Source organism: Marinobacter sp. Arc7-DN-1 (assembly GCF_003441595.1).
Taxonomy (GTDB): domain Bacteria; phylum Pseudomonadota; class Gammaproteobacteria; order Pseudomonadales; family Oleiphilaceae; genus Marinobacter; species Marinobacter metalliresistant.
Genome location: NZ_CP031848.1, coordinates 439,184 through 459,699 on the forward strand (window position 1 = coordinate 439,184; position 20,516 = coordinate 459,699).

At 57.9% G+C, this 20,516-nt stretch carries 15 protein-coding genes; 10 read left to right on the forward strand and 5 right to left on the reverse strand.

Annotation, left to right across the window (positions count from 1 at the left end; genetic code table 11):
• Nucleotides 1-162: 162 nt before the first annotated feature.
• Genes glgB through glgP form a run of 3 tightly spaced genes read left to right on the forward strand, consistent with a single transcriptional unit; the run spans nt 163 to nt 6,094 of the window.
• Nucleotides 163-2,049, forward strand: coding sequence for a 1,4-alpha-glucan branching protein GlgB (glgB, locus tag D0851_RS02095; protein WP_117617134.1), 1,887 nt, complete (start codon nt 163-165; stop codon nt 2,047-2,049).
• Nucleotides 2,046-3,509, forward strand: a complete 1,464-nt coding sequence (gene glgA, locus D0851_RS02100) for a glycogen synthase GlgA (RefSeq protein WP_117617135.1) — start codon at nt 2,046-2,048, stop codon at nt 3,507-3,509. The genes glgB and glgA overlap by 4 nt, the downstream gene beginning before the upstream one ends.
• Nucleotides 3,510-3,541: 32 nt before the next feature.
• Nucleotides 3,542-6,094, forward strand: coding sequence for an alpha-glucan family phosphorylase (glgP, locus tag D0851_RS02105; RefSeq protein WP_205422254.1), 2,553 nt, complete (start codon nt 3,542-3,544; stop codon nt 6,092-6,094).
• Nucleotides 6,095-6,112: 18 nt separating this feature from the next.
• Here glgP and D0851_RS02110 read toward each other — a convergent pair whose 3' ends face one another.
• Nucleotides 6,113-6,772 (reverse strand): alpha/beta hydrolase, encoded by a 660-nt coding sequence (locus D0851_RS02110; protein ID WP_117617137.1) that lies wholly within the window; start codon nt 6,770-6,772, stop codon nt 6,113-6,115.
• A gap of 36 nt (nt 6,773-6,808) precedes the next feature.
• Entirely contained in the window at nt 6,809-8,005 is a 1,197-nt protein-coding gene (locus D0851_RS02115) for a lysophospholipid acyltransferase family protein (protein WP_117617138.1), read from the reverse strand.
• Nucleotides 8,006-8,225: 220 nt separating this feature from the next.
• On the opposite strand from D0851_RS02115, the gene recQ reads away from it, so the two are divergent.
• Nucleotides 8,226-10,094: a DNA helicase RecQ gene (recQ, locus tag D0851_RS02120; protein WP_117617139.1), complete on the forward strand. Its 1,869-nt coding sequence runs from the start codon at nt 8,226-8,228 to the stop codon at nt 10,092-10,094.
• Nucleotides 10,095-10,097: 3 nt separating this feature from the next.
• Here recQ and D0851_RS02125 read toward each other — a convergent pair whose 3' ends face one another.
• Complete coding sequence (locus D0851_RS02125) at nt 10,098-10,652, reverse strand: PaaI family thioesterase (RefSeq protein ID WP_117617140.1); 555 nt, start codon at nt 10,650-10,652, stop codon at nt 10,098-10,100.
• 32 nt (nt 10,653-10,684) lie between these two features.
• Nucleotides 10,685-12,571, reverse strand: a complete 1,887-nt coding sequence (locus D0851_RS02130; RefSeq protein WP_117620241.1) for a methyl-accepting chemotaxis protein — start codon at nt 12,569-12,571, stop codon at nt 10,685-10,687.
• 191 nt (nt 12,572-12,762) lie between these two features.
• Here D0851_RS02130 and D0851_RS02135 point away from each other — a divergent pair, with 191 nt between their 5' ends.
• From D0851_RS02135 to selD, 4 genes are all read left to right on the forward strand, one after another.
• Entirely contained in the window at nt 12,763-14,283 is a 1,521-nt protein-coding gene (locus D0851_RS02135; RefSeq protein WP_117617141.1) for a bifunctional GNAT family N-acetyltransferase/carbon-nitrogen hydrolase family protein, read from the forward strand.
• 173 nt (nt 14,284-14,456) lie between these two features.
• Nucleotides 14,457-14,855: a hypothetical protein gene (locus tag D0851_RS02140; RefSeq protein ID WP_117620242.1), complete on the forward strand. Its 399-nt coding sequence runs from the start codon at nt 14,457-14,459 to the stop codon at nt 14,853-14,855.
• Between the two features lie 41 nt (nt 14,856-14,896).
• The gene (locus D0851_RS02145; protein ID WP_117617142.1) at nt 14,897-15,532 is read left to right on the forward strand and encodes a helix-hairpin-helix domain-containing protein; all 636 of its coding nucleotides are present in this window, start codon (nt 14,897-14,899) and stop codon (nt 15,530-15,532) included.
• A complete protein-coding gene (gene selD, locus D0851_RS02150; RefSeq protein ID WP_117617143.1) occupies nt 15,532-17,808 on the forward strand; it encodes a selenide, water dikinase SelD in 2,277 nt (758 codons plus the stop codon). The genes D0851_RS02145 and selD overlap by 1 nt, the downstream gene beginning before the upstream one ends.
• On the opposite strand, the gene senB is transcribed toward selD, so the two are convergent.
• Nucleotides 17,805-18,791 (reverse strand): selenoneine biosynthesis selenosugar synthase SenB, encoded by a 987-nt coding sequence (gene senB, locus D0851_RS02155; protein ID WP_117617144.1) that lies wholly within the window; start codon nt 18,789-18,791, stop codon nt 17,805-17,807. The genes selD and senB overlap by 4 nt on opposite strands.
• A gap of 191 nt (nt 18,792-18,982) precedes the next feature.
• On the opposite strand from senB, the gene D0851_RS02160 reads away from it, so the two are divergent.
• A complete protein-coding gene (locus D0851_RS02160; RefSeq protein WP_205422255.1) occupies nt 18,983-19,858 on the forward strand; it encodes a putative selenate ABC transporter substrate-binding protein in 876 nt (291 codons plus the stop codon).
• Entirely contained in the window at nt 19,858-20,508 is a 651-nt protein-coding gene (locus D0851_RS02165) for a phosphonate ABC transporter ATP-binding protein (protein ID WP_117617146.1), read from the forward strand. Before D0851_RS02160 ends, D0851_RS02165 begins: the two co-directional genes overlap by 1 nt.
• The last annotated feature ends 8 nt before the right edge of the window (nt 20,509-20,516 follow it).

The window sequence follows — 20,516 nt, forward strand, 5'->3', positions numbered from 1 at the left end:
TAACCGGTCGTTCAACCGCAAGGGGTTGCTACGTTTTTGACGTCTGTAATCATATTAGAACACTATCATGGAATTATGACGTAAACTTGTTTGGGGTCATTTTTTTAAACAGGCTCAATAACGTCAAATGGAAGCTCCACCTGGTTAGGAAAAACACGGTCTATGGATAGTCCAACGCTCAGCGAATTCGACCTTCATCTCTTTGCCGAAGGCAGGCATTGGCACATTTACAACGTACTGGGCGCTCACGTCTGCAAAAGCCGGGGCGTTGAGGGAGTCCGGTTTGCGGTGTGGGCTCCCCAGGCCAAAGCGGTCAGCGTTGTCGGAGATTTCAATCACTGGGATACCAGCACCCACGGCATGAGTCTGCATGAAGGCATGGGGGTTTGGTCGTGCTTTATCGCGGGTATCGGCACCGGAACCCTCTACAAGTTCGCCATAACCACCGATAAGGGTGGTCAGCTGCTGAAAACCGACCCCTATGGCCAGGCCTTTGAGCTGAGACCCGCCACCGCCGCCGTGGTGACTGAGCGCGGCCACTTTGGCTGGGGAGATGGAGACTGGATCGCCCGGCGCGTTCGCTGGAACTGGCAGGACTCACCGATTTCAATCTACGAGGTACATGCCGCTTCCTGGCGCCACCACGGCTCCGGGCGTTGGCTGACCTACCGCGAGCTCGCCGACCAGTTGATTCCTTACGTGCTGGAACTGGGCTTTACCCACATTGAGCTGCTGCCGGTTACCGAGCACCCATTGGACGAGTCCTGGGGCTACCAGACCACCGGCTACTACGCTCCGACCAGCCGGTTCGGCACCCCAGACGACCTGCGCTATCTGGTGGACCAGTGCCATCGTCACAACATCGGCGTTATTCTGGACTGGGTGCCCGGCCACTTTCCCACCGACGAGCATGCCCTCGCCCGTTTTGATGGCAGCGCGCTCTACGAGCACGAAGATCCCCGCAAGGGCCAGCACCAGGACTGGGGCACCCTGATCTACAATTACGGCCGGCATGAGGTCCGGAACTTCCTGATTGGCAGCGCCCTGTTCTGGCTCGACGCCTTCCATATCGACGGTTTGCGCGTGGATGCCGTAGCTTCGATGCTGTATCTGAACTATTCCCGCAAGGAAGGCGAATGGTTGCCGAACGTCCATGGTGGCCATGAGAACCTGGAAGCCATCGAGTTTCTGAGGGAACTGAACCGCGTTTGCCAGAGCCGTTTCCCGGGAACCCTGGTCTGTGCCGAGGAATCCACTTCCTGGCCACGGGTTACCCGCCCGCCGGAAATCGGCGGCCTCGGCTTCAACCTGAAATGGAACATGGGCTGGATGCACGACACCCTGGATTACCTTCAGCAGGACCCTGTTTACCGCCAGTACCACCACGACAAACTGACCTTCGGCCTGCTCTACGCGTTCACCGAGAATTTCCTGCTGCCACTGTCCCACGATGAGGTGGTCCATGGTAAAGGCAGCCTGATCAACAAGATGACGGGAGACGATTGGCAGCAGCGCGCCTCGTTGCGATTGCTGCTCACCTACATGTACGGTTATCCCGGTGCCAAGCTGCTGTTTATGGGCGGCGAATTCGGCCAGCGCCGGGAGTGGAGTGAATCACGGGAGCTGGACTGGTCGCTGCTGGCCTATCCGGAGCACCAGGGCCTCAAACGTCTGGTACAGGATCTCAACGGCCTCTATCGCCGGGAAGTATCGCTGCACGGTGAGTGTTTCAGGCCCGAAGGCTTTGAATGGATTGACTGCCACGACTCTCCCCAATCCGTGATCAGCTTTTTGCGCACAGCCAAAGGTGAAACGTCAGTCATTGTGGTCAATTTCACGCCCATGCCCCGGCACCACTACCGCATCGGACTACCCCAGGGCGGCATCTGGCGGGAAATCTTCAATTCGGATTCCGAATATTATGGTGGCAGTAACCTGGGCAATCCCTACCCCATGCCTGCGGACGAACAACCCTGGATGAACCGCAACTGGTCACTGGAACTGACTCTGCCGCCACTGGGCGCGATTGTCCTGAGGCCGGCCTTATGATCCGGGTTCTGTTCGCCACCAGTGAGGTCTACCCGCTGGTGAAAACCGGCGGTCTTGCCGATGTCTCAGCCAGCCTGCCAGAGGCACTCTGCCGGCTCGAATACGATGTCCAGATTCTGTTGCCGGGGTATCCGGATGCCCTGAAAGCAGCCAGAAAAGCCGGTTCCCGGAGAAAGTCCCGGTTCCAGATCGGGCAATACAGTGTCAGTCTCTGGCAGACCCGGCTCCCTGGCACGGCGGTAACGCTCTGGCTGGTGGATTGTCCGCCGCTGTTTGACCGGCCCGGAGACCCTTACAGAAACGATGAGGGAAAAGACTGGTGGGATAACGCCCATCGATTCGCGCTGTTTGCCAGAGTCGGTGCGATGATGGCCACGGGCGATGCCGGGGTAACCTGGAAACCGGATCTGGTCCACTGCAATGACTGGCAGACCGGGCTTATTCCGGTCTTTATGGAATCCTGTCAGGACCGGCCGGGCACCGTTTTCACGATCCACAATCTCGCCTACCAGGGTATTTTCTCTCACGAAACCTTCCGGGCCCTGGGGTTGCCGGATTCACTCTGGCGGCTGGACCAACTGGAATTCTACGGCCAGTTGTCCTTTATCAAGGGCGGCCTGGTGTTCAGTGATCGCATTACCACCGTCAGCCCCGGTTATGCCCGTGAAATCCAGACCCCGGAATTTGGCTGTGGCCTCGATGGCCTGCTCCGGCATCGGCAGGCGGCGTTAACGGGAATTCTCAACGGCATTGATACCCGGGTATGGAATCCGGGGGAAGATCCCGAGCTTGCCTTTCACTACGGGCGAGAACACCTTAAGAACAAAGCCCAGTGCCAGGCCCTGCTTCAGCAGGAACTGGGCCTTAAGGTCAACGGTGGCCCGCTGCTGGGATTCATTGGCCGGCTGGTGGAGCAAAAAGGCGTGGACTGGCTGATTGCGGTGATGCCCGAATTGCTGGAAAAGGGCTGCCAGTTTGTGATTCTCGGGTCCGGTGAGACCCGCTACGAGGAACCCCTGAAACTGCTGGCGAGGCAATGGCCTGAGCAGATGTCCCTGACCCTCGGTTACGACGAGGGGCTGTCTCACCGAATCACCGGCGGTTGCGATCTGTTCCTGATGCCATCCCGGTTTGAGCCTTGCGGCCTCAACCAGATGTACAGCCTGCGCTACGGCACGGTGCCGGTGGTGCACGGGGTTGGCGGGTTATCAGACACCGTAAACGACCCGCAGGACGTCGGCATCGACCGGGCCAACGGCTTCCGGTTCGGCGAGGCCAGCGCCCCGGCACTTCTGGGAGCAGTCAACCGTGCACTGGAATATTTCAGGCAGCGCAAACAGTGGCGCCGGCTTCAGCAAAACGGCATGGCGACGGACTATTCCTGGAAGCGGCGGGCCCTCAATTATGGTGACCTCTACCGGAACATTCTGAAAGAACGTCAACATCAACCGCAGGATTAGTGGGAGCGTGTACCCGCCTGGAGACAATCAACATGCATAAAGCGACGGAATTCCGACTTGAGGCCCATCCCATTATTCCCGAGGCGCTGGAGCGTCTTGATGAGCTGGCCAACGATTTGTTTTACAGCTGGGATCACGGCGTTCGCAGCCTGCTCGCCCGGATCGACCTTCGGCTTTGGCTGAAAGTTGAGCATAACCCCAAGCTGTTTCTGCGCCGTGTGGCCCAGGACCGGCTTGATGAGGCTTCGGAAGACCGGGCTTTCCTGGCCGAATACCGCCGGGTACTGAGCAGTTATGATGCCTACCTGGAGGCAGGTCCCGGGCCGGAAGTCACCGAAAAGCTGGATCCGGAAAAGACGTTGGTGGCCTACTTCTGTGCCGAGTTTGGCTTCCATGAGAGCTTTCCCATTTACTCCGGAGGCCTCGGCATTCTCGCGGGCGATCATTGCAAGGCCGCCAGTGATCTGGCGTTGCCCTTTGTCGCCGTTGGCCTGCTGTACCAGCAGGGATATTTCATCCAGAGTATCGACGCTCTGGGCCAGCAGATCGCCAGGTACCAGTCCCATTCCAGCGATGAACTGCCGATAACGCCCGTGGAAAAAGACGGCGAAGTGCTCAAGGTTTCCGTGCCCTTCCCCGGCCGCGACGTGGTAGCGCGGGTCTGGGAAGCACGGGTCGGTCATATCCGCTTGTACCTGCTGGACAGCCACACAGAGGAAAACAGCGCGGAAGACCAGGAACTGACCTTACAGCTGTATGGTGGCGACGAGTCCACCCGGATCAGCCAGGAGATGCTGCTGGGCATCGGCGGCACCCGGGTACTGGAGGCCCTGGATCTGAAACCGACGGTCTGGCACATCAACGAGGGCCATGCGGCGTTCCAGATCCTCGAACGTTGCCGGCACACCATGGCCTCCGGGCTGAATTTTGAAGCCGCACTGGAAGCCGTCGCTGGCGCCACCCTGTTTACCACCCACACGCCTGTCGCAGCCGGCCACGACATCTTCCCCAGGGATCTGGTTTACCACGCTCTCGGTCGTTACCTGGAGGAATCCGGGCTGGACTTCGAAACAGTGTTTGCTCTCGGGGCCAAAGCGGGCGGTGACACCTTTAACATGACAAGCCTGGGCCTGCGGGGCTCGCGTTTCCACAACGGTGTCAGCCGCATCCACGGTGGCGTGGCCTCTCAGATGGAGGGGGATATCTGGCCCCAGGTCCCGGCGGAAGAAAACCCTCTTGGCTACATCACCAACGGCGTGCATGTTCCCACCTTTCTGGCGCCGGAATGGTCCAGCCTGTTCGATATCCAGGCGCCGACCTGGAAGAGTGAGATGAGAAACCAGCAGTTCTGGGAATTTATCGATCAGATTCCGGATTATCACTACTGGAGCGTGCATAAAGCCCTCAAGCAACAGATGGGCGAGTATATTGTTCGGCGCCTGAGCCGCCAGCACAAACGCAACGGAACCGGCCATTCGGTTACCGACAGGATGACCCGGCAGTTGATTTCCTCGGAAAAAGACACCCTGGTGATCGGCTTTGCCCGGCGGTTTGCCACCTACAAACGCGCCACTCTGATCTTCTCCGATCTTGACCGGCTGGAGCGCATTCTCACCGATCCGGATCGCCCGGTCGTTCTGGTTTTCGCCGGCAAGGCCCACCCCCGGGACAAACCCGGCCAGCGCCTGATCAAGGTAATTCACGATCTTTCCATGCATCCCTCGCTCATGGGGCATCTGATCCTGCTGGAGGATTACGACCAGGCCATGGCGAGACGCCTGCTCAGTGGCGTGGATGTCTGGCTGAACACGCCGGAATACCCGAAGGAGGCCAGCGGAACCTCCGGTGAAAAGGCCGCTCTCAACGGTGCACTGAATCTCAGCGTGCTTGATGGCTGGTGGGGTGAAGGCTACGACGGCAAGAACGGCTGGGCGATTCCGCCCAGGGACACGGAGCTGGATGCCGAATTCCGTAACGAAGAGGAAGCCCGGGATCTGCTGGATCTACTGGAGTTTGAAGTGGTTCCGCTCTATTACGAGCGGGTCTCCCAGGGCTTCTCGAGGGGCTGGGTAAAACGCTCGAAAGCCTCCATGAAAACGATTACACCCCGATTCAACAGCCAGCGTATGGTGATGGATTACGTCACCAACTATTATCAGCCGGCCTCAAGCCAGGGAGCCCTGCTGATGGCCGATGGTGGCAAGGTGGCCACCGGGCTGGCGGACTGGAAAGCGAAGGTACGGGAGGCGTGGCCGGGTGTTGAATTACACGTGGTGGGTTGTGTTGAGGCTCGCTGCCCCCACAACGACACCGTTGAGCTCCGGGTGGAGGCATTACTCAATGGCTTGAGCGCGGACGATGTGCGGGTCGAGTGCCTGGTCAGCCCGGAGTGCACGGGAACCCACGAGAGCCCGGGGCCAGACAGTTTCTTTCTAGAAAAAGAAAGTGAAGCGGATGGCCGAACGGTATTTGCCTCCCGGGTCCAGCCTCCCTACCCCGGACTCCAGACCCTCAGGTTGCGGATGTATCCACATCACGAGGCGTTAACCCATCCGCTGGAAATGGGCGCCATGCTCTGGGTCTGAGTCCGTGCATGGCCGGTCTTACAGAACGTACCGGCGGATGAAACGGCCAATATCCAGCACTTCCTCAAGGCACACGCTGTGCTCCATGGGGAAGGTCTGGTACGTGGGCTCGTAACCCATGTCTTTCAGGGTTTCGACACTGCGCACACCCAGTGATTCCGGGACAATCGGGTCAAAGGTGCCGTGGTAAACGCTGATGGGAACCTCGGCGTTTGCTTCGGAGCGCTGAACGGAATCCGCCGTGGCGAAATAGGTCGATAACGCCAGAATGCCACCCAGGCGTTCCGGGTAGCTAAGGCCCAACTCATAGGCAACCGCCCCGCCCTGGGAGAAACCGGCGATGATAATCCGGCGGGCGGGAATGCCCTTTTCGCTTTCCCGTTCCACCAGCTTGCCGACAGCCTTGGCCGACGTCATCAGCTGTTCGGTGTCCACCACCCGGTCGATGTCCATCGCCTTGATGTCATACCAGGCCGGCATGGTCATCCCGCCGTTGATGGTGACCGGCAGGTTGGGGGCGTGAGGGAAAATAAATCGCACCGCCGCATCCTCCGGCAGGCCAAGCTCAGGCACAACCGGTTCAAAATCGTGGCCGCTGGCGCCAAGGCCATGGAGCCATATAACGGCCGCAGTCGGGTTTTCCCCGGTCTCGAGTTCAATATACTGAAGATCTTGCACTGGGCTACCTCTTGTCAGAAAAAATGTAAGGCCGGGTCATTCGGAACCGTTGGCCTTCCCGGTGTTGGCTTCAAGGGCCGTCACCACCGGATTGGCATACATATCCAGCAGGTAGGGTCGAATCGCCGGGTCGCAGGCACCCAGACGTCGCTCCATTTCCGCCTCGGCCGCCTCCATTTCCGCTGGTGACCAAGTTTCCGCGGTTACCACGGCATCGCTCACGGTATCGGGTGTGGCGTGGGCCCCGGGGTGGAGTCCTCGCTGCTGATAAGCCACCAGGTTTGAGGCATGAAGGTGATAATTGGCGTGCATTTCCCGGTCTATCCGGGCAGCAAGGTCCTTTGGATTCTCCGGTGAATCATGGATGGGAGCTCCAAAATGCACGTGCACATGGCCCTTGAAGCCGGTCAGGCCCCTCATGATCTGTTCGGTATCCTCACCTTCCCGCTTGATGTATCCGCCGGTGCGGGCCCGGGCTTCCAGTTCCTGAGCCTTGTCGGCATCGCAGGGGTCGTATTCGTAGGCAATAGAGACAGGCACAATGTGCAGCCGGTTCATGGCCTCCGCGAAACCGAGTCCGCTTTTCTTGCGGCTCATGTAGAACATTTTGACGATGGCCGGATCGGTGTAATCAAGTCCATCCTTGGCACGGCCTTCACGTTGTGCAATCCAGATGCTGTGATTAGTATCGATGCTATGGTTGATGAAACTGGAGAGGGTGATGTAGGCGTCCCGCATTTCCCGCGGGCTGGTCATATTACGGCGCACCACAAAACTCTTGTTCAGCCGCATCATTTCCGCAAATACCGGGTTTGCCAACAGGTTGTCGCCAATGGCGATCCGTGTGGTGCGGAAACCATTCTGGAACAACAGATAGTTCACCACCATCGGGTCAAATACAATGTCCCGGTGGTTTGAAATGAACAGGTGGGCGCTGTGTTTGCTGAGATTTTCCAGACCACTGGTGGTCACCCGTGTGGTGGTGTTGTCCACCAGTTCACCGACGTAGCTGGAGAGCCCTGCCTGCAAGTCGTCGATTCGACTGTAATATCCGAAATGGCTGGCCAGCCAGCGACGGGTAAACACCCGCAATATGGCAGGCGCCCAGCGGGCAAGTGTCGGTGACTTGAAGCGACCGACCATATCCAGAAATTCCTGATCGTTGACCAGGCGGTTAATCGCAGCGCCGGTTTCTTCGTCCGAATAGGGACGGATGGCATCAAATTCCTGCATGGAAGCCCTGTTATTATCAGTGTCTGTCACAGTATGGCGTGAACCGGTGGTTCAAAAGCGCGGTATTGTAGCGTTTCTTCCGCTACTTTGCCTCCATCCGGACACCTGGTTTGCTGGCCAATCGCCAGGGTTATTCTGGTATCATTGGCCACCGCGCGCCGAACAGGGCATTTTACCTGCACCCAAACACCGGCTCCTTGCCGGCTTAACCGGTTACCCTATGTATCTTGATCAGAACTTCGAACAGCTTTCCACCGAGCGCCCCACCTCCTCAGGCCGGGATCCGGAACAGGTTCTGCACGAAGTCTTTGGTTATGAAACCTTCCGGCCGCTGCAGGGTGACATTATCCGGGAAGTTTCGGAAGGCCGGGATGCGCTGGTACTGATGCCTACCGGGGGCGGTAAATCCCTGTGCTATCAGGTGCCGGCCCTGGTACGGTCGGGAACGGCCATCGTCATCTCGCCGCTGATCGCACTGATGCAGGACCAGGTCGCGGCCCTGAAGGAATTGGGCGTAAAAGCCGCATTCCTCAACTCCACCATGGATTTCGAGCAGGCCCGCGCCACCGAATACGCGCTGATGACCGGCGAACTGGATCTGCTTTACTGCGCCCCGGAACGGCTGATTCAGCCACGCACCATCGAGCTGCTGCACAATGCCTCCATCGCCCTGTTTGCCATTGACGAAGCCCACTGTGTTTCCCAGTGGGGCCACGATTTCCGCTCCGATTACCTGCAGCTGAGCCTGCTGGCGGAGGCTTTTCCCGGCATACCACGGATCGCGCTGACAGCAACCGCCGATGAGCGCACCCGCAGGGAGATTGCAGAACGGCTGTCGCTCACCACGGCAAAGCACTTCGTCAGTGGTTTCGATCGCCCGAATATTCAATATCGTATCGCACCAAAGACGAACGCCAACAAACAGTTACTGGATTTTATTAAAGCAGAACACGAAGGGGACTGCGGCATCGTCTACTGCCTTTCCCGCAACAAGGTGGATGCCACGGCAAAAACCCTCGCCCAGAAAGGCTACACCGCTCTGCCCTACCACGCCGGGCTTTCAGGTGAGCAGCGGGCCCATCACCAGGAACGGTTCCTGCGGGAAGACGGTGTCATTATTGTCGCCACCATTGCCTTTGGCATGGGCATTGACAAACCCGACGTACGCTTTGTAGCCCACCTGGACCTGCCGAAAAGCCTGGAGGCTTATTACCAGGAAACCGGCCGGGCCGGACGCGACGGCAAGCCCTCCACCGCCTGGATGGTCTACGGCCTGCAGGATGTGATCAAGTTGCGGCAGATGCTTGAGGGTTCCCAAGGCAACGACCAGTTCAAGCGGGTAGAACGCCAGAAGCTGGACGCCATGCTGGGCCTTTGCGAGGTCACCAGTTGCCGCCGGCAGGTGCTTCTCCGCTACTTCGGCGACCAGCTTGATGAACCTTGCGGTAACTGCGATACCTGCCTGAATCCCCCGGAAACCTGGGACGGAACCGTTGCCGTGCAGAAGGCGCTGTCCTGCGTATTCCGCACTGGCCAGCGGTTTGGTGTGACCTATCTCATCGACGTACTGCGAGGCTCTGAAAACGAGCGCATCCTGCAATCCGGGCACCATCAGGTATCGACCTATGGGATCGGAACCGAGCTCAGTGTTAACGAATGGAAATCGGTATTCAGGCAGTTGGTGGCAAACGGTTACCTGCGGGCAGATCCGGACGGCTACGGCGCGTTGCAGCTAACTGAACAGTGCCGGCCCTTGCTGAAGGGTAAGCAGGCCATCGAATTGCGTAAAGACCCGGTGGTTAAAAAGACCTCAAGCCGCTCCGCAGGTAGCCGTGCCAGTGCACCGATAAAAGACCAGATCACCGACCAGGCCGGCTGGGAAGCCCTGCGAGCCTGCCGCAAGGCCCTCGCGGACAGGCAGGGCGTGCCTCCCTATGTGATCTTCCACGACACCACCCTGCTCGGCATGCTCGAGCGCAAACCACGCACGCTCGAAGAACTTGCGGAAGTCAGTGGTGTCGGTGCCGCAAAGCTCGGGAAATACGGCGAGATTTTCCTGGAAACAATCGCAGGTCTGGATCAGGCCTGAGTTTCAGGCCTCGGCTTTAAAGCCCTTCTTCCTCACCCGGTAGTGCGCCATCGAAGTGGCTACGTGGTTGCCTTCCTGATCCACCAGCGTTCCTTCCAGGGTGAATTTCGCCCGGCCGGTTTCATCGGCATCGGCGAGAATCGCTGCCACCGTTTCCGGGGCCAGCGAGAACTCCACCGTTACATCGGAATTGGCAGGTTGCAGGAACTGCAGGGTCATTTCCTTGAGAATCGGTGTATAGGAGGGCCCCAGATCAAACAGCGTCAGCACACCACCGGGAATCTCCGCGACCAGGAAATAGGCGCCGGCATAGAGACTGCCAAAGTGGTTCTTGTTCCCTTTCAGTCGAATTCTTGCCCGCACATAGCCTGGCCGTACCTCCTCTACGCTGAAACCGTTTCGCGGTGCAAAAGGAATGGAAAACCCGATAATCCTGTTAACCGCCGCATAGCCGCCGGTTTTTTTGAGCCAGGCCAGAGGGCTGGCCAGGGTGGCTTTTGGGTCCGTGCGGGAAACCCACTGGCCGGTCGCACCAATAAGGTTGTCGATAAGCGCCATAATCATACTCCGCTATTGGGTTGAAGGTGATGTCAGACCCGGAAGCGGGACACGTTCTTATTCAGCGTTGTTCCAATGCTCTCAATCTGGCCGCTGTAAACATCGTTCTCACTGGCAGCGGCAGCGGCTTCCTGGCCCTGGTCAGCAATACGGGTGACCGAGGAGTTCAGCTCTTCCGTCACCGAGGTCTGCTGCTCAGAGGCGGTGGCGATCTGGGACGTCATCTGGCTGATGGATGTAATGGCCTCGGCAATTCGATTCAGTGCCTCCATTGCGTCCTGGGCTTTTTCCATACTGACGTTGGAAACCGCGGTTGATGCCTTCATGACCTCCACGGCATCGTTGGCACCCTTCTGCAGGCGCTCGATCATGTTACTGATTTCCTCGGTGCTGGTCTGGGTGCGCTGGGCCAGGTTACGAACTTCATCGGCAACCACCGCAAAACCGCGCCCGGCCTCACCGGCCCGGGCCGCCTCAATGGCTGCGTTCAGGGCCAGCAGGTTGGTTTGCGCGGCAATGCCCTGAATCACGTCCAGCACCGTAGTGATGGAGCTCACATCCTTGCCAAGGGTATCGATAACCTCCGCAGCGGTGTTGATTTCTTTCGACAGCTTCTGAACGGCGTTCCGGGAGGCCGCGACTGTCTCCAGCGACGCACGGCTGTCACTGTCGGCGGTGTTTGCGGCGTCTGCGGTCTGTTGGGCGTTCCGGGCAATTTCTCCGGCCGCAGCGGACATTTCATTGATTGCGGTTGCCACCATATCAATCTCGGCCTGTTGGCTGTCAACGCTGGCGCGGCTGGCGCTGGCAGTGTCTCTCAGAGACCTGACATTGCCGCCAAGCTCGGCACTGCCCTTCTGAACATCCCGGACCACGGTCTGGATGTTCTCAACGAACCGGTTAAAGCTTTTCGCTAACTGGCCAAACTCGTCTTTGGCACTGTCGTCCAGACGCTGGGTCAGGTCCGCATCGCCGCTGCCGATATCCGCCATGGCATTATTCAGGCGGCGAACCGGAGCCATAAGAACCTTGATACCAAGGTGCAGAACGACCAGAGAGACGATCAGGCCAATAGCAGCCATGACCAGGCCTGTCATCCGGGCACTCTGTACCGGCGCATTGATCTTGTCGTCATTGACAAAGGTACCCAGGTACCAGTTCACGCCCCGGGCTTCACTGATGGGGTGGAAGCTGGCGTTCCAGGTGCCTTCGTCATTCTCATAAACAACGGCATTGCCGCCCAGGTCCGGTTTGCCACCAATCAATCCACTGATATTTTGGCCGACCAGTTCCTGGCGGGGATGGAACAGAACCGTGCCCTGTTCGTTGATCACCGCAGCGTAGCCGGTGTCTGCCAGGGTAACCGTAGACAGCGTTTTGGCGATCGCTCCCAGGCCAATATCCGCACCGGCCACGCCTTCATACTCTCCACGTTTAACCGGCGCGAGCGTTGAAATGATCATGTCGCCGGTTCCCGCGTCCTGGTATGGCTTGGTAAAAGAAGCTCTGCCAAGACTCACGGCTTTCTTAAACCAGGGCCGCTGCCTTGGATCGAAATCCGCCGGCAGGGTCGCGTCGGCTTCAGGCGTTTGCATAAGCATGTAGCCGTCTGTCCGGCCCACGTAAGCATCCCTGAACCCGCCACCGCTCCTGATCATCTGCAGAACAAGCCGGGCCTGATCATCATCCTGAACACTTTCCAGCGCTTTTGCCGTGGCTTCGGTCATCGTCAGGCGGGTATTGAGCCACTCGGCAATACTCGACGTACTCTGCTTTACCGTGTCGTCGATCAATGCGTCGACATAGGTTTCCGTGGTGCTCTGCAGTCGTACATCGCCTGAGAGCGTGAACGCTGCCATGACCAGCAGCAGCAAAACACCGAAAGCCGTCAGGAGCTTCTGTTCGAAAGTCAGTTGCACATTCACTTCCTCGGTCAAAAAGGTGGGGGTTTGGAAAAGCGCCGGATACTACACCCGGCAGAAATTTATATCCGTTAAATCTTGTTTCGGCCCACCATGCGAAGTCTTTAACGGCTTCTGATAAACTTTCACAGTATTGACGGGTTCCAGCCCTTTGTCCTTTTTTTCAAATTAAACGGGAGCCGAACTGAATGGCCCATGAAGAACTGCATCTTAACCTCCGGAATCTGAAGCTTGAGGACTATGGCCAGCTCCAGCAACTGATGGACCGGGTCTACGATGACATCGGGGGCGCCTGGCCCAAGGAAACCATCAAGGCACTGGTAGAGCAGTTCCCGGATGGGCAGATCTGCATTGAGGAAAGCGGGCAGCTGGTGGCGGTAGCGCTGACTGTACTCGTGAAGTACGAACGGTTCAGTAACCCCCACACCTACGACGACCTGATCCTCCGGAACGAAAAAATCTGGCATAACGCTAATGGCGATTCGCTGTACGGGCTGGATGTGTTCATCCACCCGGAATACCGCGGTTATCGCCTGGGCCGTCGGCTCTACGAAGCCCGCAAAGAACTCTGCCGCTCCATGAACCTGCGGGCGATTCTCGCAGGCGGACGTATACCGAACTATTTCAAGTACGCCGAGCAGTACTCACCGGAAGAATACATTCAGCGGGTGGACCGCAAGGAAATCTACGATCCGATCCTGAGCTTTCAGCTCTCGAACGATTTCCAGGTTACCCGGCTGATGCACAAATACCTGCCGGAGGACGAAAAATCCCTCGGCTACGCCACGCTGCTGGAATGGCGGAATATTCTCTACACCCCGCCCTCGTCGATTCTGAACGTTAAAAAGACCCAGGTTCGCCTGGGCGCCGTTCAGTGGCAGATGCGTGAATTCACCTCCGTGGAGGAAGTGCTGAAACAGGTGGAGTACTTCGTTGACGCGCTGTCTGATTACAAGAGCGACTTCGCCCTGTTCCCGGAATTTTTTAACGCGCCGCTGATGGGCCTGACTGACCAGATGGACCAGACCCGGGCCATTCGTTTCCTGGCCGGGTTTACCCAGCAGTTCCGGGAAGAAATGTCTGAAATGGCAGTGAGTTACAACATAAACATCGTCACCGGCTCTATGCCGCTGATTGAAAATGACCGGGTGTATAACGTCTCATACCTGTGCCACCGTGATGGCCGGGTAGACGAGCAGCGCAAGATCCACATCACGCCCCACGAGCGCCGTGACTGGGTCATCGAGGGTGGCAACGAGTTCAAGGTGTTCGAAACCGACGCTGGCCGGGTCGCCATCATGATCTGCTACGACATCGAGTTCCCGGAGCTTGGCCGCATGGCAGCCGCCCAGGATGTGGACATTATCCTCGTGCCCTTCTGGACGGATACCAAGAACGGTTATCTGCGCGTTCGTCACTGTGCCCAGGCCCGGGCAATCGAAAACGAGTGTTATGTCGTAATCACCGGCAGCGTCGGTAACTTGCCGAAAGTTGAGAACCTGGACGTCCAGTATGCCCAGTCCTCCGTATTCTCGCCGTCTGACTTTGCCTTCCCCCACGATGCGGTGATGGCGGAGACAACGCCGAATACCGAGATGATCATGTTCTCTGACATGGATCTGGAAAAGCTGATGCTGGTGCGTAACGAGGGGTCCGTCACCAACCTGAAAGATCGCCGTGTTGATATGTACGAACAGAAAAACAAGTGATTTGGCCCGGGCAGCCAGGCCAGGCTGTTGAAAAACTGCCTTAGGGGGCCATCGTATGGCACTGATGGCGTTGCAAAACCAAAAGTCAGTGTCTATTGTTTAATCAATATCCGATCTGCCTCCCAATGAGGCAGGTCGCCGTGGATACGGAAATCACCAGAGAACCTGAATTCATGAATGAAGCATTGCCGGATCTTGTCGCCCGTTTCAAAGTCAGGCAGGGCCTTTTCAAAAAGGAACTTGTCGAAGCCTCCCTGTATGAACTGGACGGCTACGGGTGTGTTATGAAAACCGACAGGGTATTCAACCCGGGCGATACCCTGGTGCTGGATCTGGTTATGGATATGCCTTTTGACAAGATCCGTGCCGAAGGAATGTCTGGTCTGGTGACCGAGCGCAGAAAGCATTGCAGCAATTTCTTTTATTCCATCGATTTCGTGGAATTCGACTCCAACGGAAACTCTTCCCCGGCTGAGAAACTTCGCAGGATCCGGGAAGTGCTTTCCAAAAAGCAGTCGCTCAGATCACGTCGTTCCTCAGGCTCCGTACCCGGTTTCCGGCAAATGGCCTGATTCAGATTGTTTGTTGAAACCCGTCCAGAAGGAGACATTTCATGGCGAAAAAAGCCAAACAGAACGTTGATAAAATCGTCAAGAAAGTGAATAAGGAGTTCGAAAAAACTTCTTCCCAGATCGAAGGCCTTGTTAACGATGCGTTGAAGCAGTTCGACAGCCTGCAGAATCAGGTTCAGGAGCCGGTGCGCAAACTGCTCAAGGAAATCGACGAGCTGCGTGACCGAGAGATGAAGCGGTTCCATGAGGAGTTCGAGCGTCGCCTGAACGAATTCCACGAGCTGCAGAGCAGCATTCTGGAGCGGCTCGGTGTCGCCTCTAAAGAGGCGGGCGCCGAGGTGAAGAAGCTGACCGATGAAGTCAGCAGGGAAGCCAGCACCGCAGCCAAGAAAGCCGCGCCGAAGAAAGCCACCAAGGCACCTGCCAAGAAGCCCGCTGACAAGAAACCTGCTGCCAGAAAAGCACCTGCCGCCAGGGCCGCGAAGCCGGTGGACAGGAGCGATCTCACCCAGGTCAAAGGCATCGGGCCGGCAACCGCGAAAAAGATGAAGGATGCGGGCATCACTTCCATCGATCAGATTGCCAATCCTTCGGAGGCAGATCAGGAAAAGCTGAAGGCCTTCTCAAACATCAAGGGATACAGCCAGCTGACCGCTGAAGCCAAAAAAGTTAACTGATGCGAACGCCTGACCAGCCTGTTTTACGGGACATAGTCCTGATTGGCGGCGGGCACAGCCACGTCGGGGTACTGAAGCGGTTCGCCATGAACCCGGTCCCCGGCGTGCGTCTTACGCTCATCTGCCGGGATACCCACACACCCTACTCCGGCATGCTGCCCGGTTACGTAGCGGGCCATTACAGCTATGACGATGTCCACATCGACCTGAGTCGACTGGCGGAATACGCGGGAGCCCGTTTCTACCGGGCCGAGGCCATCGGCATCAACCGTGATCGAAAGCGGGTTATCTGCCGCGGCCGCCCGGATGTGCCTTACGACATTCTCTCCATCAATATCGGTTCGTCTCCCCGGGTCAATGACGTGGAAGGTGCTTCAGACCATGCGGTTCCGGTGAAGCCGATTACCGGTTTCAACAACCGCTGGCTCGCCCTGCTCTGCCGCATTGAAAACCACGAAGGGCCGCTTACCGTGGCCGTGGTTGGTGCCGGTGCCGGCGGTGTTGAACTGACTCTGGCCATGCAGTTCCGCCTCGAGAACGAGCTGAAACAGCGGGGCAAGGACCCAGCGCAACTGCATTTTCACCTCTTTGATGCTGCTGACGAGATACTTCCCACCCACAACGCAAAGGTTTGTGAGGTTTTCAGGAAGTCACTGTCTGAGCGTGGCGTGAAGGTTCATCTCGGAGCGCCGGTGAGCAAGGTTCAGCAAGGCCTGCTGATAACGGAATCCGGTGAAACCCTGCAAACCGACGAGGTACTCTGGGTGACCCGGGCCGGAGGTCCGGAGTGGCTGAAGGAAACGGGCCTGGCCCTGGACGACGGCCTTTTCCTCCGGGTTCGAGACACCCTGCAGGTCGAGAACGACGACAGCATTTTTGCCGCTGGCGATATCGCCAACGTAACCAACCATCCCCGGGAGAAAGCGGGTGTGTTTGCGGTGCGGCAAGGGCCCCCCCTGGCGGACAACCTCAAACGGCTGGCAACCGGCAAAGACCCGAGGGACTTCTACCCGCAGCAGAAGTGGCTGGCACTGATCAGCACCGGTAACAAGTATGCGGTGGCATCCCGTGGCGATATGCGGTTTGATGGCCGCTGGGTTTGGCGCTGGAAAGACTGGATCGACCGCCGGTTCATGAAGAAATTCAACGACTTGCCTCCCATGGAGGATGAATCGAAACTACCGGATACGGCTGCCGCCCAAAACTCTGAGGAAGCCTCCCAGGCCATTTCTGCCGTGGCCATGCGCTGTGGCGGTTGTGGCGCCAAGGTAGGTAGTACCGTTCTTTCCCGGGCCCTGGGCGAACTCAGGCCCATCGAACGGGACGACATCCTTATCGGCCTTCACGCCCCGGATGATGCGGCGGTTCTGAAGGTACCGCCGGGTAAAGCGGTGGTTCATACCGTGGACTTCTTCCGCGCCTTTATTGACGACCCCTACGTATTTGGCAAGGTTGCCGCCAACCACAGCCTCGGCGATGTCTTTGCCATGGGCGCAGAAGCCCAGAGTGCCACGGCAGTGGCCACCGTGCCTTACGGTATTGAATCCAAGGTTGAAGACGTGGTGTACCAGATGATGTCTGGTGCGGTGGAAGTGCTGAACGAAGCCGGCTGTGCCCTGGTTGGCGGCCACACCGGCGAAGGCAGGGAATTGGCACTGGGCTTTGCGGTAAACGGCCTGATCGACCCGGAAGACGTGATGAGCAAAGGGGGTTTGAAAGCCGGAGACGCGCTGATTCTCACCAAACCCATCGGCACCGGAACGCTCTTTGCCGCCCACGCCAGGCTGGCTGCCAAAGGCCGCTGGATCGACTCTGCCCTCGCCTCCATGGTTCAGTCCAGCAAGGCCGCGGCGGATTGCCTGAGGAAGTTCGGTTCCAAGGCCTGCACGGATGTGACCGGATTTGGTTTGCTCGGGCATCTGGTGGAGATGACCAGACCGTCCGGAGTAGATGCGGAGCTGGACCTGTCCGCCATTCCGGTATTGCCGGGTGCCGAGGAAACCGCAGCCGCGGGCATTCTGAGTTCGCTGCAGCCGGCCAATATCCGGTTGCGGCGCGGTATCCGGGATCAGGAGACGTGGGTAAATCATCCCCGCTATCCGCTGATTTTCGATCCCCAGACGGCCGGCGGCCTGCTCGCCGGCGTCGCTGCCGACAAGGCAGAGGAATGTGTCCGGGAGCTGAAAACGTTGGGCTATCCCCACGCCGCCATCATTGGCCGCGTCACGGCTCAGGACGAAACCGGTCCCATAGAGCCTGTCTCCCTTCGGGATTAAGCCCTCTCTGAGCAGCGCTGCACCGCCAGGGTCAGCGCCTGCTCCAGAGATGCCTGCTCGTTTTCCGGTACAAAATGCCCGGCCAGTTGGCTGACCTGCACTTTCAGGGCCGCCAGGAATTCCGGATGCTGTTCTGCACGGTAAAGCAGGCCTGCCAGGGCCCGCTCATCCTTCACGGGAAAATAGCCAGGATAATCTTTTCCAAGCAATCCAATATTCCCGGGGATGCTTGAGGCAATCACCGGCAGGCCGGCCCTGCAGGCTTCTGAGACAACATTGGCGCCGCCCTCCATCACTGAACTGATCACCATTAACTGACTGTTTGCCATCAGTTGCCGGATTTCATCCTGCTCCAGTTCGCCCAGCCAGCGGAAGCGTGGGTTCTGCTCCATTTCCCGCTCGGCCATCCTCTGCCACTCCCCGTTGTGGGGCTTACCAGCGCAGAGAACCCGGATCGATGAATCGTCTGGCAGCAACCTCGCTGCATACGCAGCCCGTAGTGAGTCCTTTTCCTCTCTCAGGTGGCCAATTACACACACGCCGAACCCTGCATTCGCCTGGGCTGGCTGCGGTGAAGGAAGGCTTTCAGGCCCCTCCGCTGACTGGTAGAGGGTGACCAGTTTGGTGGCGAACCCAGCGGGGATGTCGTTTGCCACCAGCTCATGCAGCCCGATCAGCGCATCTGCTTCCGTTATGGAGTACAGCGTGTCCTGCGGAAACTCATGCTGGTGCCGGTAGATATCGGTTCCGGTAAGCGCGACGATCAGGGGCTTTCCCGGGCGGGTTTCCCGAAACTGGCGAATCGCCCGAACGCTACGCCAGGCGTGCAAAGCCACGAAGGCATCACAGGGTTCCCCCCGGTATTCCGTAACCACAGAGACCCTGTGCCCGGCATTTCCCAGCAGGGATTTCCAGCGCTCTGCCGTGGCCCGGTTGCCCGCTTTTGATCCAGGTTCTGCTGGAGTAATTATGACTATCTTCATGGCACACGCTTGCGATTGAATAAGTGAAAAATAAGGCACCGGCCCCTGAGCCAATTAAACCCGGAAATCGTATAGCTGTTCAGAGTTAACGTAAATCAAGGTATCCTGCCGGACACCGGGGAACGTTGATTTCACTCGCCGCAAATCCAAACTGTCCAGCAAAACACTGTCTGGCAAAATAAGGGGGCCCAATGGCTCTTAATCTTATACGGAAATTGATGATTTCCAGCCTTTTCTGTTTCACCGCAGCATCGGCGGCCGCTGAAACCTTTGTGTTTACAGCCATACCCGATGAGGATGAAACCAAACTGGTAGAGCGCTTCAAAGGTGTTGCGGATTACCTCTCCGGTGAACTGGATGTTGAGGTCCGCTACATCCCGGTTAAATCTTACGCCGCCGCAGTTTCCGCGTTCCGCAATAATCAGGTTCAACTGGCCTGGTTTGGCGGGCTGTCCGGTGTTCAGGCGCGTCGCCTGGTGCCGGGCTCCGAGGCGATTGCCCAGGGCGTGGAAGATGAAGCGTTTGAAACCTACTTCATTGCCAACACCAGCACCGGTATAGAGCCTGCGGATGAGCTTTCCGCGCTGGAAGATGAACTCCGGGGTAAAACCTTCACCTTTGGTTCCAAGGGCTCTACATCCGGCCGCCTGATGCCTGAATTCTATATCCGTGACGTGTTTGGCGCCCGGCCGGCAGACTTCTTCTCCCGCGTTGGCTTCAGCGGCAACCACACCCGTACCCTGCGTCTTGTGGAAGCCGGTACCTACGAAGTGGGCGCCCTGAACTTTCAGGTTTGGGAAAAAGAACTGGCCGACGGCAACATCGACACCGACGCGGTTAAGGTCATCTGGACCACGCCTGCCTACCCGGACTATCAGTGGACCATTCGCGGTGACGTCGACGAGCGTTTCGGCGACGGTTTCAAGCAGCGCGTCACCGAAGCTCTTCTCAACCTGGACGATCACAAACTGCTTGAGAGCTTTCCCCGCTCCGGTTTTATTCCTGCATCGAACGACGATTACGAGCCTGTTCGCAAGACTGCGGAAGAGATTGGGATCCTCGATTGATGTCAGGCTTTGACCTAACGGGCCTCACGGCCTCTTTCGGTGGTGAGCGGGTTATTGGCCCGCTCTCACTGAGGGTTCAACAGGGTGAAAAGGTCGCTCTGGTTGGCAAGAGCGGTGCCGGTAAGTCCACACTCATGCGCTTGATTCACGAACGGGTTGATCGCGAGTCCTCCCTGGTACCCCAGGATCTGGGCCTGGTGAATGCACTGCCGGTATTCCATAACGTGTTTATGGGCCAGCTCGACAAACATTCTGCCTGGTACAGTACGGTTACCCTGATACGCCCGTTTTTCCGGGACCGCGATAAGGTTCGCGAGATTCTACAAGCGCTGGGCATGTCGGAAAAACTCTGGATGCCGACCGCTTCGCTCTCCGGAGGCCAACGTCAGCGGGTTGCCATTGCCCGTGCTCTTTATCGTAATGCGCCGGTGTTGCTTGCTGACGAGCCAATTTCCGCACTCGACGGCCCCATGGCTCATCTGGTAATGCAGCTACTCAGGCAACGATTCGCCACAAGTGTGATAGCCCTCCACGATGTCGAAATGGCCCTGAAATACTGCAACCGGATCGTCGGAATCCAGGACGGACAGGTGGCCCTGGATGAAGCCAGTGACCACCTGAAGGCAGCCGACATCATGTCTCTCTACTAGGGAAGCGG